Origin of the sequence: Microcella sp., from assembly GCF_033763155.1 — a bacterium.
GTDB lineage: Bacteria > Actinomycetota > Actinomycetes > Actinomycetales > Microbacteriaceae > Microcella.
The window spans coordinates 1-12,159 of sequence record NZ_JANRKZ010000162.1 but is presented as its reverse complement, the minus strand read 5'-3'; the positions used below and the strand labels follow the sequence as shown (position 1 = coordinate 12,159).

The window sequence follows — 12,159 nt, the reverse complement described above, 5'->3', positions numbered from 1 at the left end:
GCACTGATGGCCGCCCTCGCGCACGATCCATTGTGGCCCCGGGCGGGAGACTGGCCGGCCTGGGCCCCGGGCGCGCACGCCGATGCGGTGCTGGTGGGCATCCCGACCTGGCGCACCGCGCTCTCGCCGGGTCAAGCGCACACGACCCCCGCGGCGATTCGGGATGCCCTGCGCTACTACTCCGCCGACGCGCTCACTCGGCCCGATGGTTCGCCGCTGACCGTCCTCGACGCGGGCGATGTGCCCGAGCCCGACGGCGCGGGTGAGGCGGCCGCGATGGCACGGGTTGCCGAACTCGCGAGCGCGGCATCCCTCGTGATCGTGCTCGGCGGCGACAACGCCGCGACCGTGCCGGCCGCCCTCGGGTCGTGGGGCGCCGCGATCAGCACCGCCGGTCTCGTGACGCTCGATGCGCACCACGATCTGCGCGATGGCGTCACGAACGGATCGCCCGTGCGTCGGCTGCTCGAGGCGGGACTCGCGGGCGAGCGCGTGAGCCAGCTCGGCATCGAACCGCTGGCGAACTCTGCGGCCTATCGTGCCCGGGCCCGTGAGCACGGCATCACCGTCGTCACGCGAGCCGAGCTACTGAGCACCCCCATCGAATCCGCCATGACCGCGGCGCTCGACCGTGCGGCGTCGGCGGGCGGCCCCGTGCACGTCGACCTCGACATCGATGTGTGCGACCGCAGCGTGGCGCCCGGCTGCCCCGCGAGCGTGCCTGGCGGCCTGAGTGCGATCGAGCTGCGCACCGCCGCGCGGCTTGCGGGAGCGCATCCGGCCGTCACGAGCATTGACCTCACCGAACTCGATGCGATGCGCGATACTCCTGATCAGCGCACGATTCGGCTCGCCGCGCTGTGTGTGCTCGAGGCACTCGCCGGTCTCGCGAGCCGCACGGGGGGAGTGAGCGCATGAGCACGGTCATCACGAACATCGGGCAGCTCGTCACGTTCGACCCAGCCGAACCCGATCGGCCCATTCGCACCGACGCTGCGCTCGTGATCGAAGACGGCCTCGTCGCCTGGGTGGGCGATGCCGCGAGCGCGCCCGCCACCGACGAGCTCATCGACGCCGACGGCGCCGCGGTGATTCCGGGCTTCGTCGACAGCCACAGCCACCTCGTGTTCGCGGGAGACCGCGTTGCCGAATTCGAGGCCCGCATGACGGGGCGCCCCTACACGGCGGGCGGCATTCGCACGACCGTCGCCGCGACACGCGCCGCCTCTGACGATGAATTGCGCGAGCGACTCGCGCGCCTTGTTGCCCAATCGCGCGCTCAGGGCACGACGACGCTCGAGATCAAGAGCGGCTACGGGCTCAGCCTCGTCGACGAAGAGCGCACTCTGCGCCTCGCCCGTGAGGTCACCGATGAGACCACGTTCTTGGGCGCCCACGTCGTTCCGGCCGAGTTCGCCGACGTTCGCGAGGCGTACGTCGATCTCGTGTGCGGCGACATGCTCGCCGCGTGTGCGCCACACGCCCGCTGGGTTGACGTCTTTATCGACTCGGGTGCGTTTACGGTCGACGAGGCTCGCCGCATTCTCACCGCGGGTCGGGATGCGGGGCTCGGCCTGCGCGTGCACGCCGGCCAGCTCGACGCCGACGGCGGAGTTGCCCTCGCCGTCGAGCTCGACGCCGCGAGCGTCGACCACTGCACGCACCTCACCGACGTCGATGTGGATGCGCTCGCCGCGAGTGCGCGGGGCGGCGCGGGCACCGTAGCGACACTGTTGCCCCTCGTCGAGTACTCGACGAAACAGCCGTATCCGGATGCCCGCCGCTTGCTCGACGCGGGCGTCGCCGTCGCGCTCGCGAGTGACTGCAACCCGGGCTCAAACTTCTCGAGCAGCATGCCGCTCGCCGTGGCGCTCGCGGTGCGCGAGCTCGGGATGACTCCGCTCGACGCGCTCGCCGCCGCCAGTCGCGGCGGCGCGCGGGCTCTGCGCCGCACCGACGTTGGGCACCTGGGGGTGGGCGCGCGGGCAGACGTGGTCATCCTCGATGCCCCTGACTACCGCTACCTCGCCTATCGGCCGGGCGTTCCCCTCGTGCGCACCGTGATCGCCGCCGGCACCGCTCTCGCGCACACCGAGCGCGCGCACTAGGCTCGCGACACCGGTTCACCTCACGGGAAGAAGGTCACGAATGGCCCGCCGTATCGCGCTCGAGATTGTGCTCATCGTTGGCCTGACGGTCGCGCTGGCGTGGATCATTCTCGGTGTTTTCTCGGTGGCCGGCGCGGCCGACCCCGTGAGTGCCTTTGTCGACCAGACGCCCCGAGTGCTGTTCGGTGTGCTCGGTATCGCTCTCGGTCTCTTTGCCGTCGGAGTCGTGATCGGTGCGATCGCGCAGCGCCGTCGCACACCGCGCGCACGCATCGTGAGCCACGCCGTCTCGCTCGTCGTGGCACTGACCATCAACGTGGCGTTGCTGGCACTCGTCACCGTCGCGGCGAGCGGCGGCGGTGGCGATTCGTGGGGGATGCTCGTTCTCGCCATCGCGGGAGCCGCCGGCGCCGCCCTGCTTGTCGCCGGTCTCACGGCGATTCTTCTCGTCGAGCTCGTGTTTCTGCGGCCAAAAACGGGCGATGTGGCTCGACTGGACCCTGAAAACGGCCTCTCCTAGGGCAGTTTTGGGGTTCTTCGGCGTGTCGCGCCCCGCGCGACACGCCCGGGTTGCACGCGTGTGGGGCGTATGGCAGACTCTTCTAGTTCCACACGCCGTGCTTTCGCGCGGCTCACTGCCAGGCAGTGCATAGGACGAGCTCCGCACATCCTCTCTCGCGAGGGGTCGTGCCGGGTGCGATGAGCCTAGGCCGCAGGCAGAAGAACACAGCTTAAACCCACTCCGATCGGCACAGGGGTATCCCTGTGCCTGTTCGTGTGCGTCTCCCGAGAGGGCGACACGCCCGAGCGCGGGGGTCGGTCGGTGCCGTTGAGTCAGCGCCGTTCGTTTGACAGAAGAACAGTGGTGCGACAGCGATTGCGCTCCGCGTGAGGTGTGCCCTGATGGGTGCATCACGTCCAAGAAGGAAGAGAGTTGAGCATGGCGGGACAGAAGATCCGCATCCGACTTAAGTCGTATGACCACGCAGGTCTCGACGCATCGGCGCGCAAGATCGTCGACACGGTCACCCGTGCGGGCGCCACTGTGGTGGGCCCCGTGCCGCTGCCGACGGAGAAGAACGTCATCGCCGTCATCCGGTCGCCCCACAAGTACAAAGACAGCCGCGAGCACTTCGAAAAGCGCACGCACAAGCGTCTCATCGACATCATCGATCCGACGCCGAAGGCGGTCGACTCGCTCATGCGCCTCGACCTGCCCGCCGACGTCAACATCGAGATCAAGCTCTAAGGAACCCCGACATGTCTGCAACCAAGACGACCAAGGGTCTGCTGGGCACGAAGCTCGGCATGACGCAGGTGTGGGACGCGAACAACAAACTCGTTCCCGTCACCGTCGTAGAGATCTCGCCCAACGTGGTGACGCAGGTGCGCACCCCCGAGGTCGACGGCTACTCGGCCGTTCAGATCGCCTACGGCGCCATCGACCCGCGCAAGGTCACCAAGCCGCTCAGCGGCCACTTTGAGAAGGCCGGCAGCACGCCGCGCCGTCACCTCACCGAGGTGCGCACGGCTGACGCCTCGCAGTACACGCCCGGCCAGCTGCTGTCTGTCGACATCTTCGAGGCGGGCCAGCTCGTCGACGTCGTCGGCACGAGCAAGGGCAAGGGCTTTGCGGGTGTCATGAAGCGCCACAACTTCAAGGGTGTGTCGGCCTCGCACGGTTCGCACCGTAACCACCGCAAGCCTGGCTCGATCGGCGCATCGTCGACCCCGAGCCGCGTCTTCAAGGGCATGCGTATGGCGGGCCGCATGGGTGGTGACCGCGTGACGGTCATGAACCTGCTCGTGCACTCCGTCGACCTCGAGAAGGGTCTGCTGCTCATCAAGGGCGCGGTTCCCGGTGCTCGTGGCCGTCTCGTTTTCGTTCGCAACGCCGTGAAGGGAGCGTAATCGCCATGGCAACCTCGCTCGACGTAATCGACGCCGCTGGCAAGAAGACCGGTTCGGTCGACCTGCCCGCCGCTGTTTTCGATGTCTCGACCAACGTTCCGCTGCTGCACCAGGTCGTCGTGGCCCAGCTCGCGGCCGCTCGCCAGGGCACTCACTCGACCAAGGGTCGTGGCGAGGTCTCGGGTTCGGGTGTCAAGCCGTTCAAGCAGAAGGGCACCGGCCGTAGCCGTCAGGGTTCTGTGCGTGCTCCTGAGCACCGCGGCGGTGGCATCGTGCACGGCCCGACCCCGCGCAACTATGCGCAGCGCACGCCCAAGAAGATGATCGCGGCCGCCCTGCTGGGCGCGCTGAGCGACCGTGCTCGGGGCGAGCGTCTGCACATCGTTGAGGGCTTCGGCTCTGACGTGCCCTCTACCAAGGCGGCCGCCGCCGTTCTCGCCCAGCTCACGACGGGCCGCAAGGTTCTCGTCGTGATCGAGCGTGACGACGAGCTCAACCGCAAGAGCGTGCGCAACCTCAAGAACCTGCACGTGATCAGCCCCGACCAGCTCAACGCCTACGACGTGCTGGTCAGCGACGATGTCGTGTTCACGAAGGGCGCCTACGACGCGTTCGTGGCGGCGAAGTCCGCCTCGAACAAGACCAGCGCTGCCGTGGCCGCGAAGAAGGAAGAGGCCTCCGCATGAGCATCCACGCTGTCGCTCAGAACAAAGACCCGCGCGACATCATCATCGCGCCCGTCGTCAGCGAGAAGAGCTACGCGCTCATCGATGACGGCAAGTACACGTTCCTCGTTGACCCGCGCGCGAACAAGACCGAGATCAAGCTCGCTATCGAGAAGATCTTCTCGGTCAAGGTCGCCACGGTGAACACGCTGAACCGCACGGGCAAGACCCGCCGCACCCGCTTCGGCACGGGCAAGCGCAAAGACACCAAGCGCGCGATTGTCACCCTGAAGTCGGGCTCCATCGACATCTTCACGGCCGTCGGCTAGGCACGAAGGAACAACGACAATGGCTATTCGCAAGTACAAGCCCACGACTCCCGGTCGTCGCGGTTCGTCGGTCTCAGACTTCAGCGAGATCACGCGCTCGACTCCCGAGAAGTCGCTCCTCCGTCCGCTGCCCAAGACCGGTGGTCGCAACAACTCGGGTCGCATCACCACCCGCCACATCGGCGGTGGCCACAAGCGTCAGTACCGCGTCATCGACTTCCGTCGCAATGACAAAGACGGCGTGAACGCCAAGGTTGCGCACATCGAGTACGACCCCAACCGCACCGCGCGTATCGCGCTGCTGCACTTCGTTGACGGCACCAAGCGCTACATCTTGGCTCCCAACAAGCTCGCGCAGGGCGACATCGTCGAGTCGGGTCCCTCGGCTGACATCAAGCCCGGGAACAACCTGCCGCTGCGCAACATTCCCGTGGGTACCGTCATCCACGCCATTGAGCTTCGCCCGGGTGGCGGCGCGAAGATGGCGCGTTCGGCCGGAGCCTCGGTTCGCCTCGTGGCGAAAGACGGCCCCTACGCCCAGCTGCGTCTGCCCTCGGGCGAGATCCGCAACGTCGACGCGCGCTGCCGCGCGACCGTCGGCGAGGTCGGCAACGCCGAGCAGTCGAACATCAACTGGGGTAAGGCCGGCCGTATGCGCTGGAAGGGCGTTCGCCCGACGGTGCGTGGTGTCGCGATGAACCCGATCGACCACCCGCACGGTGGTGGTGAGGGCAAGACCAGTGGTGGTCGCCACCCGGTCAGCCCGTGGGGTCAGTCTGAGGGCCGCACGCGTGGTCGCAAGAAAGAGAGCGACAAGCTCATCGTCCGTCGCCGCAACGTTGGCAAGAAGCGCTAGTAGGAGTCGAGAACAATGCCTCGCAGTCTCAAAAAGGGTCCGTTCGTCGACGACCACCTGCTCCGCAAGGTGTTCGCCCAGAACGAGGCCAGCACCAAGAACGTCATTAAGACCTGGTCGCGCCGGTCGATGATTGTGCCCGCCATGCTCGGACACACCATCGCTGTGCACGACGGCCGCAAGCACATTCCCGTGTTCGTGACCGAAACCATGGTGGGCCACAAGCTCGGCGAGTTTGCGCCGACCCGCACCTTCCGCGGCCACGAGAAGGACGACAAGAAGGGTCGTCGCCGGTAACCCGGCGGCGTGAAGAGGAGTACTGACATGGTGGAGTCGATCGCCCGCGTGCGACACATCCGCGTGACGCCTCAGAAGGCTCGTCGCGTCGTCGACCTGATCCGCGGCAAGCAAGCCCTCGAGGCGCTTGCCATCCTGAAGTTCGCGCCCCAGGGTGCGAGCGAGCCCGTCTACAAGCTCGTTGCTGCGGCCATCGCCAACGCGCGAGTGAAGGCGGATGCTGCGAACACCTTCCTCGACGAGCAAGACCTGTACGTGTCTCGCGCATTCGTCGACGAGGGCGCCACCCTTAAGCGGTTCCAGCCGCGCGCGCAGGGTCGTGCGTTCCGCATCCTCAAGCGCACCAGCCACATCACCGTCGTGCTCGCCACGCCGGACGAGCTGGTTGCGACGGGTTCGAGCACCGGCAAGAAGAAGGCGAGCAAGTAGTCATGGGCCAGAAAGTCAACCCGTACGGTTTCCGTCTCGGAATCACGACCGACCACGTGTCGCGCTGGTTCTCTGACTCGACCAAGCCCGGCCAGCGGTACTCGGACTACGTTGCCGAAGACGTCAAGATTCGCGCGATGCTCACCAAGAGCCTCGACCGCGCCGGCGTCGCTCGCATCGAGATCGAGCGCACGCGTGACCGCGTTCGCGTCGACATCCACACGGCCCGTCCGGGCATCGTGATTGGTCGTCGTGGCGCCGAGGCCGAGCGCATTCGTGCCGACCTCGAGAAGCTCACCGCCAAGCAGATTCAGCTGAACATCCTTGAGGTCAAGAACCCCGAGGCCGAGGCTCAGTTGGTCGCGCAGGGCATCGCCGAGCAGCTCAGCGCCCGTGTGGCCTTCCGCCGTGCGATGCGCAAGGGTCTGCAGGGCGCGCAGCGCACCGGAACCGTCAAGGGTGTTCGCATCCAGGTGTCGGGCCGCCTTGGCGGCGCCGAGATGAGCCGGTCGGAGTTCTACCGCGAAGGCCGTGTGCCACTGCACACGCTCCGCGCGAACATCGACTACGGCTTCTACGAGGCCAAGACCACCTTCGGCCGCATCGGCGTGAAGGTCTGGATCTACAAGGGCGACATCACCAACAAAGAACTTGCTCGCGAGCAGGCGACCCAGAAGTCGTCGCGCCCCGAGCGTCGTGATTCGGACCGCGGTCCTCGTCGTGAGGGTGGCCGTTCGGCCGCCACCGCGGCTCCCGTCGCGGCCGGAGCGGAAGGCTAAGAACAATGCTGATTCCCCGCAAGGTCAAGTACCGCAAGCAGCACCACCCCAAGCGGAGTGGACACGCGACCGGTGGCACCGAGGTGACGTTCGGCGAGTTCGGCATCCAGGCCCTCACGCCCGCGTATGTCACGAACCGCCAGATCGAGTCCGCTCGTATTGCCATGACGCGTCACATCAAGCGTGGTGGCAAGGTGTGGATCAACATCTACCCCGACCGTCCGCTCACCAAGAAGCCCGCTGAGACCCGCATGGGTTCGGGTAAGGGCTCGCCCGAGTGGTGGGTCGCGAACGTCAAGCCGGGTCGCGTCCTCTTCGAGGTCGCCGGTGTCAACGAGCAGCTTGCTCGCGAAGCCATGACCCGTGCCATTCACAAGCTGCCCCTCAAGGCACGCATCATCAAGCGCGAGGGAGGCGACGCGTAATGGCGATCGGATCGAAAGAGCTGGCACCTGTCGAGCTCGACACGTTTGAAGACGAGCGACTCGTCGACGAGCTGAAGAAGGCCAAGGAAGAGCTGTTCAACCTGCGCTTCCAGGCGGCAACCGGCCAGCTCGAGAGCCACGGCCGACTTCGTGCAGTGAAGCGCGACATCGCGCGCATCTACACGATCATCCGCGAGCGCGAGCTCGGTTTGCGGGCCACTCCGGCACCCATCGAGGTTCCCGAGAAGCCCGCGAAGAAGGCTGCGAAGGCGAAGACCGAGGCTGCTGCCGAGGCCGAGCCCGCGACGTCGGACAACACTGAGGAGAAGAACTGATGGCGACGACCGAAAAGAAGGCCTCTGCCGGCCACGAGTCGGCGGCGCACGATGTTCGCGACGAGGCCGCTCGCGGCTACCGCAAGGTGCGTCGCGGTTATGTGACGAGCGACAAGATGGAAAAGACCATTGTTGTCGAGGTCGAAGACCGCGTGAAGCACCCGCTGTACGGCAAGGTCATCCGCCGTACCTCGAAGGTCAAGGCGCACGACGAGCTCAACACCGCCGGCATCGGCGACTTGGTGCTCATCTCTGAGACCCGTCCCCTGTCCGCTACGAAGCGCTGGCGCCTCGTGGAGATTCTCGAGAAGGCCAAGTAGGCCTCGCCTACTTGCCCACTAGGAGTAAGAAATGCTTCAGCAAGAATCCAGAGTCAAGGTGGCCGACAACACGGGCGCCAAAGAGCTCTTGACGATTCGCGTTCTCGGTGGCTCAGGCCGTCGTTACGCGGGTCTTGGCGACATCATTGTCGCGACCGTCAAAGACGCTATCCCCGGCGGCAACGTCAAGAAGGGTGATGTCGTCAAGGCCGTCATCGTGCGCACCGTCAAGCAGACGCGTCGTGCCGATGGCTCGTACATCAAGTTCGACGAGAACGCTGCCGTGATCCTGAAGAACGACGGAGACCCTCGCGGTACTCGCATCTTCGGACCGGTTGGCCGTGAGCTTCGCGACAAGAAGTTCATGAAGATCGTCTCGCTCGCCCCGGAGGTGCTGTAACCATGGCCAAGATCAAGAAGGGCGATCTCGTCCAGGTGATCAGCGGCGCCACGCAAGAGCGTGGTGGCGACCGCGGCAAGCAGGGTCGCGTTATCGAGGTCATCGCGGAGAAGAACCGCGTGATCGTCGAAGGCGTCAACTACGTCACGAAGCACGTGCGCGTCGGCCAGACGCAGCGCGGCACGAAGACGGGTGGCATCGAGACCCAAGAGGCTCCGATCCACGTGTCGAACGTGGCCGTTGTCGACCCCAAGACCAAGAAGCCGACCCGCGTGGGGTTCCGCGAAGAGGTCGTCGAAAAGAACGGCGTCAAGAAGACCGTCCGCGTGCGGTACGCCAAGAAGTCAGGTGAGAAGCTCTAATGTCAACCGAAACTGCCGCGCCGGCTGGCGCTGCCTTGGCAAACAAGGTCCAGCCGCGCCTCAAGCAGAAGTACCGCGCTGAAATCACGAAGGCTCTCACCGAAGAGTTCGGGTACACCAACCCGCACCAGGTTCCGGCTCTCGTGAAGATCGTCGTCAACACCGGTGTCGGTGAGGCCGCTCGTGACTCGAAGGTCATCGACGGTGCCGTCAAAGACCTCACGGCGATCACGGGTCAGAAGCCCCAGGTCACCAAGGCTCGCAAGTCGATCGCGCAGTTCAAGCTGCGCGAGGGCATGCCGATCGGCGCGCACGTCACGCTGCGCGGCGACCGCGCGTGGGAGTTCATGGACCGCCTGATCACTCTCGCCCTGCCCCGCATCCGCGACTTCCGTGGCCTGAGCGCCACGCAGTTCGACGGCAACGGCAACTACACCTTCGGTCTGCAAGAACAGAGCGTGTTCCACGAGATCGACCAGGACAAGATCGACCGCGTTCGCGGCTTCGACATCACTGTCGTCACGACGGCGAAGACGGATGACGAGGGTCGCGCTCTTCTGCGTGCGCTCGGTTTCCCCTTCCGCTCGACGGACGCTGCCCAGTAACACCTCCATCCGGTCTTCGGACCACAATCGGCCAGGTCGGCTCCCGGTGTACCGGGCGTCGAAACCGGACGAGAAACGGAAATATTCATCATGACGATGACAGATCCGGTCGCAGACCTGCTGACCAGACTGCGGAACGCCAACTCGGCATTCCACGACTCGGTGTCGCTCCCCAGCTCGAAGCTGAAGACGCACATTGCCGAGATCCTCAAGCGCGAGGGCTACATCGCTGACTGGGCTGTCGCTGACGCTCGCGTTGGCAGCACCCTGACGCTGTCGCTCAAGTACGGCCCGAACCGCGAGCGGTCGATTGCCGGCATCAAGCGCGTGTCGAAGCCTGGTCTTCGCGTCTACGCAAAGTCCACCGAAATCCCCACCGTTCTCGGTGGACTCGGTGTGGCGATCCTGTCGACTTCCTCGGGTCTGCTGACCGACCGTGAGGCGATGAAGAAGGGCGTGGGTGGGGAAGTCCTCGCCTACGTGTGGTAACCCGCCATGTCACGTATTGGACGCATGCCGATCGACATCCCCGGTGGTGTTGAGATCACGATTGACGGCCAGGCTGTCACCGTCAAAGGACCGAAGGGTCAGCTCGCGCTGAACGTCGCAAGCCCCATTGAGGTCGCCATCGAAGACAACCAGGTTGTTGTGACCCGTCCCGACGACGAGCGTGCTTCGCGCTCGCTGCACGGCCTCACGCGCACGCTCATTGCGAACCAGATCATCGGCGTCACTCAGGGCTACTCCAAGGGCCTTGAGGTCGTCGGTACCGGTTACCGCGTGCAGGCCAAGGGCGACGGCGTCGAGTTCGCGCTCGGCTTCTCGCACCCCGTCACTGTGAACCCGCCCGCCGGCATCACGTTCACGGTTGAGGGCAACAACAAGCTCACCGTCAGCGGCATCGACAAGCAAGCCGTCGGTGAAGTCGCTGCGAACATCCGCAAGATCCGTAAGCCCGAGCCGTACAAGGGCAAGGGTGTGCGGTACGCCGGCGAGGTCGTGCGCCGCAAGGCCGGAAAGAGTGGGAAGTAGTCATGGGTCTCGGAACTAGAGGCAAGAGCAAGACGGCCGCCAAGAGCCGCCGTCACACCCGCCTGCGCAAGCGCATCACGGGCACGGCCGAGCGGCCGCGTCTCGTGGTCACGCGTTCGGCGCGGCACGTCTTCGTGCAGGTTGTCGACGACACCAAGGGACACACCGTGGCGAGCGCCTCGACCATGGAGGGCGACCTCCGTGGCTTCGACGGCGACAAGACCGCCAAGGCGCGCAAGGTGGGCGAACTCGTCGCCGAGCGTGCCAAGAAGGCCGGCGTTGACGCCGTTGTCTTCGACCGCGGTGGAAACCGCTACGCGGGCCGCGTCGCGGCGATCGCCGAAGGAGCTCGAGAGGGTGGACTGGACCTGTGAGCGAAAACGAGAAGGAGCAGACCGTGGCGTCTGAAGCCCCCGTGGAGACCGCTGCGTCGTCAGACGCCACCACCGAGCCGCGCGAGGCGCGTCGCGGTGGTCGCGAGCGCAACCCCAACCGCGACCGCGGACAGCGCGAGACGGAGAAGAGCCCGTTCCTCGAGCGTGTCGTCACCATCAACCGCGTCTCGAAGGTCGTGAAGGGTGGTCGTCGCTTCAGCTTCACCGCTCTCGTGGTCGTCGGTGACGGCAACGGCATGGTGGGCGTCGGCTACGGCAAGGCCCGTGAGGTGCCGACCGCGATCTCGAAGGGCGTCGAAGAGGCGAAGAAGAACTTCTTCCGCGTGCCCCGAGTCGCCGCGACGATCCCGCACCCGGTTCAGGGTGAAGCCGCCGCTGGTGTGGTGCTTCTGCGCCCCGCCGCTGCCGGTACCGGTGTTATCGCCGGTGGTCCGGTTCGCGCGGTGCTCGAGTGCGCCGGCATCCACGACGTGCTGAGCAAGTCGCTCGGCTCGTCGAACACCATCAACATCGTCCACGCAACCGTGGCAGCGCTCAAGCAGCTCGAAGAGCCGCGTGCCGTTGCCGCCCGTCGTGGACTCGAGTTTGAGGATGTCGCTCCCGCGCGCCTCGTGCGTGCCGAGGCCCTCGCGGCCGAGGCCGCCGCCGGAAAGGCTGGTGCGTGATGGCTGCGCAGCTCAAGGTGACCCAAATCAAGTCCGTCATTAGCGAGAAGCAGAACCAGCGCGACACGCTGCGAAGCCTGGGACTCAAGCGCATCGGCGATGTCGTCGTGCGCGAAGACACCCCGGCAAACCGTGGCTACGTGCGTGCGGTCGCCCACCTCGTGACGGTCGAGGAGATTGACTAATGGCTGAAGAGAAGAAGGACGCGGCCCCCAAGGCCCCGGCCAAGAAGACGACTGCGGCAGC

Annotated in this window: 22 protein-coding genes; all 22 read left to right on the top strand. The window is 65.9% G+C overall.

Annotated elements, in window-relative coordinates; translation table 11 throughout:
• Positions 1–6 precede the first annotated feature (6 nt).
• The 22 genes from SFU54_RS06890 to rpmD all read left to right on the top strand — a co-directional run bounded on the left by SFU54_RS06890 (position 7) and on the right by rpmD (position 12,098).
• Complete coding sequence (locus SFU54_RS06890) at positions 7–918, top strand: arginase family protein (protein ID WP_319015549.1); 912 nt, start codon at positions 7–9, stop codon at positions 916–918.
• Entirely contained in the window at positions 915–2,108 is a 1,194-nt protein-coding gene (gene hutI, locus SFU54_RS06885; RefSeq protein ID WP_319015548.1) for an imidazolonepropionase, read from the top strand. The genes SFU54_RS06890 and hutI overlap by 4 nt, the downstream gene beginning before the upstream one ends.
• Before the next feature lie 40 nt (positions 2,109–2,148).
• Positions 2,149–2,628, top strand: a complete 480-nt coding sequence (locus SFU54_RS06880; protein ID WP_319015547.1) for a hypothetical protein — start codon at positions 2,149–2,151, stop codon at positions 2,626–2,628.
• A 420-nt stretch (positions 2,629–3,048) separates the two neighbouring features.
• The gene (gene rpsJ / locus SFU54_RS06875; RefSeq protein WP_047561503.1) at positions 3,049–3,357 is read left to right on the top strand and encodes a 30S ribosomal protein S10; all 309 of its coding nucleotides are present in this window, start codon (positions 3,049–3,051) and stop codon (positions 3,355–3,357) included.
• A gap of 11 nt (positions 3,358–3,368) precedes the next feature.
• Entirely contained in the window at positions 3,369–4,019 is a 651-nt protein-coding gene (gene rplC / locus SFU54_RS06870) for a 50S ribosomal protein L3 (protein ID WP_319015546.1), read from the top strand.
• Between the two features lie 5 nt (positions 4,020–4,024).
• Positions 4,025–4,705, top strand: coding sequence for a 50S ribosomal protein L4 (rplD, locus tag SFU54_RS06865; protein ID WP_319015545.1), 681 nt, complete (start codon positions 4,025–4,027; stop codon positions 4,703–4,705).
• Positions 4,702–5,013, top strand: a complete 312-nt coding sequence (gene rplW, locus SFU54_RS06860; RefSeq protein WP_319015544.1) for a 50S ribosomal protein L23 — start codon at positions 4,702–4,704, stop codon at positions 5,011–5,013. Before rplD ends, rplW begins: the two co-directional genes overlap by 4 nt.
• Positions 5,014–5,032: 19 nt before the next feature.
• On the top strand, positions 5,033–5,869 hold the full coding sequence (rplB, locus tag SFU54_RS06855) for a 50S ribosomal protein L2 (protein ID WP_319015543.1): 837 nt from the start codon (positions 5,033–5,035) through the stop codon (positions 5,867–5,869).
• Between the two features lie 15 nt (positions 5,870–5,884).
• On the top strand, positions 5,885–6,166 hold the full coding sequence (rpsS, locus tag SFU54_RS06850; RefSeq protein WP_153982784.1) for a 30S ribosomal protein S19: 282 nt from the start codon (positions 5,885–5,887) through the stop codon (positions 6,164–6,166).
• Between the two features lie 27 nt (positions 6,167–6,193).
• Positions 6,194–6,595: a 50S ribosomal protein L22 gene (gene rplV, locus SFU54_RS06845; RefSeq protein WP_319015542.1), complete on the top strand. Its 402-nt coding sequence runs from the start codon at positions 6,194–6,196 to the stop codon at positions 6,593–6,595.
• A 2-nt stretch (positions 6,596–6,597) separates the two neighbouring features.
• Positions 6,598–7,374, top strand: coding sequence for a 30S ribosomal protein S3 (gene rpsC / locus SFU54_RS06840; RefSeq protein WP_319015541.1), 777 nt, complete (start codon positions 6,598–6,600; stop codon positions 7,372–7,374).
• A gap of 5 nt (positions 7,375–7,379) precedes the next feature.
• Entirely contained in the window at positions 7,380–7,799 is a 420-nt protein-coding gene (gene rplP, locus SFU54_RS06835; RefSeq protein ID WP_153982787.1) for a 50S ribosomal protein L16, read from the top strand.
• Complete coding sequence (rpmC, locus tag SFU54_RS06830) at positions 7,799–8,134, top strand: 50S ribosomal protein L29 (RefSeq protein WP_319015540.1); 336 nt, start codon at positions 7,799–7,801, stop codon at positions 8,132–8,134. Before rplP ends, rpmC begins: the two co-directional genes overlap by 1 nt.
• Positions 8,134–8,454, top strand: a complete 321-nt coding sequence (gene rpsQ / locus SFU54_RS06825) for a 30S ribosomal protein S17 (RefSeq protein ID WP_319015539.1) — start codon at positions 8,134–8,136, stop codon at positions 8,452–8,454. The genes rpmC and rpsQ overlap by 1 nt, the downstream gene beginning before the upstream one ends.
• A 31-nt stretch (positions 8,455–8,485) precedes the next feature.
• Entirely contained in the window at positions 8,486–8,854 is a 369-nt protein-coding gene (rplN, locus tag SFU54_RS06820; RefSeq protein ID WP_319015538.1) for a 50S ribosomal protein L14, read from the top strand.
• 2 nt (positions 8,855–8,856) lie between these two features.
• Complete coding sequence (gene rplX, locus SFU54_RS06815) at positions 8,857–9,216, top strand: 50S ribosomal protein L24 (RefSeq protein WP_319015537.1); 360 nt, start codon at positions 8,857–8,859, stop codon at positions 9,214–9,216.
• Complete coding sequence (gene rplE, locus SFU54_RS06810; protein WP_319015536.1) at positions 9,216–9,821, top strand: 50S ribosomal protein L5; 606 nt, start codon at positions 9,216–9,218, stop codon at positions 9,819–9,821. The genes rplX and rplE overlap by 1 nt, the downstream gene beginning before the upstream one ends.
• Positions 9,822–9,911: 90 nt before the next feature.
• A complete protein-coding gene (rpsH, locus tag SFU54_RS06805) occupies positions 9,912–10,310 on the top strand; it encodes a 30S ribosomal protein S8 (RefSeq protein ID WP_319015535.1) in 399 nt (132 codons plus the stop codon).
• A 6-nt stretch (positions 10,311–10,316) separates the two neighbouring features.
• Entirely contained in the window at positions 10,317–10,853 is a 537-nt protein-coding gene (gene rplF, locus SFU54_RS06800) for a 50S ribosomal protein L6 (protein WP_319015534.1), read from the top strand.
• A gap of 2 nt (positions 10,854–10,855) precedes the next feature.
• The gene (gene rplR / locus SFU54_RS06795) at positions 10,856–11,227 is read left to right on the top strand and encodes a 50S ribosomal protein L18 (protein WP_319015533.1); all 372 of its coding nucleotides are present in this window, start codon (positions 10,856–10,858) and stop codon (positions 11,225–11,227) included.
• On the top strand, positions 11,224–11,913 hold the full coding sequence (gene rpsE / locus SFU54_RS06790) for a 30S ribosomal protein S5 (protein WP_319015532.1): 690 nt from the start codon (positions 11,224–11,226) through the stop codon (positions 11,911–11,913). The genes rplR and rpsE overlap by 4 nt, the downstream gene beginning before the upstream one ends.
• Positions 11,913–12,098, top strand: a complete 186-nt coding sequence (rpmD, locus tag SFU54_RS06785; RefSeq protein WP_153982797.1) for a 50S ribosomal protein L30 — start codon at positions 11,913–11,915, stop codon at positions 12,096–12,098. Before rpsE ends, rpmD begins: the two co-directional genes overlap by 1 nt.
• Positions 12,099–12,159: the final 61 nt, after the last annotated feature.

Bases quoted from the DNA above. Each gene is read 5' to 3' on its own strand.
- rpsJ (WP_047561503.1), top strand. From the start codon at position 3,049: ATGGCGGGACAGAAGATCCGCATCCGACTTAAGTCGTATGACCACGCA.
- rplN (WP_319015538.1), top strand. From the start codon at position 8,486: ATGCTTCAGCAAGAATCCAGAGTCAAGGTGGCCGACAACACGGGCGCC.
- rpsH (WP_319015535.1), top strand. From the start codon at position 9,912: ATGACGATGACAGATCCGGTCGCAGACCTGCTGACCAGACTGCGGAAC.
- rplF (WP_319015534.1), top strand. From the start codon at position 10,317: ATGTCACGTATTGGACGCATGCCGATCGACATCCCCGGTGGTGTTGAG.
- rplV (WP_319015542.1), top strand. From the start codon at position 6,194: ATGGTGGAGTCGATCGCCCGCGTGCGACACATCCGCGTGACGCCTCAG.
- rpmD (WP_153982797.1), top strand. From the start codon at position 11,913: ATGGCTGCGCAGCTCAAGGTGACCCAAATCAAGTCCGTCATTAGCGAG.
- rpsQ (WP_319015539.1), top strand. From the start codon at position 8,134: ATGGCGACGACCGAAAAGAAGGCCTCTGCCGGCCACGAGTCGGCGGCG.
- rpsC (WP_319015541.1), top strand. From the start codon at position 6,598: ATGGGCCAGAAAGTCAACCCGTACGGTTTCCGTCTCGGAATCACGACC.
- rplR (WP_319015533.1), top strand. From the start codon at position 10,856: ATGGGTCTCGGAACTAGAGGCAAGAGCAAGACGGCCGCCAAGAGCCGC.
- rpsS (WP_153982784.1), top strand. From the start codon at position 5,885: ATGCCTCGCAGTCTCAAAAAGGGTCCGTTCGTCGACGACCACCTGCTC.
- rplW (WP_319015544.1), top strand. From the start codon at position 4,702: ATGAGCATCCACGCTGTCGCTCAGAACAAAGACCCGCGCGACATCATC.
- rplE (WP_319015536.1), top strand. From the start codon at position 9,216: ATGTCAACCGAAACTGCCGCGCCGGCTGGCGCTGCCTTGGCAAACAAG.
- rplD (WP_319015545.1), top strand. From the start codon at position 4,025: ATGGCAACCTCGCTCGACGTAATCGACGCCGCTGGCAAGAAGACCGGT.
- rplP (WP_153982787.1), top strand. From the start codon at position 7,380: ATGCTGATTCCCCGCAAGGTCAAGTACCGCAAGCAGCACCACCCCAAG.
- rplC (WP_319015546.1), top strand. From the start codon at position 3,369: ATGTCTGCAACCAAGACGACCAAGGGTCTGCTGGGCACGAAGCTCGGC.
- SFU54_RS06890 (WP_319015549.1), top strand. From the start codon at position 7: ATGGCCGCCCTCGCGCACGATCCATTGTGGCCCCGGGCGGGAGACTGG.
- rplX (WP_319015537.1), top strand. From the start codon at position 8,857: ATGGCCAAGATCAAGAAGGGCGATCTCGTCCAGGTGATCAGCGGCGCC.
- SFU54_RS06880 (WP_319015547.1), top strand. From the start codon at position 2,149: ATGGCCCGCCGTATCGCGCTCGAGATTGTGCTCATCGTTGGCCTGACG.
- rpmC (WP_319015540.1), top strand. From the start codon at position 7,799: ATGGCGATCGGATCGAAAGAGCTGGCACCTGTCGAGCTCGACACGTTT.
- rplB (WP_319015543.1), top strand. From the start codon at position 5,033: ATGGCTATTCGCAAGTACAAGCCCACGACTCCCGGTCGTCGCGGTTCG.
- hutI (WP_319015548.1), top strand. From the start codon at position 915: ATGAGCACGGTCATCACGAACATCGGGCAGCTCGTCACGTTCGACCCA.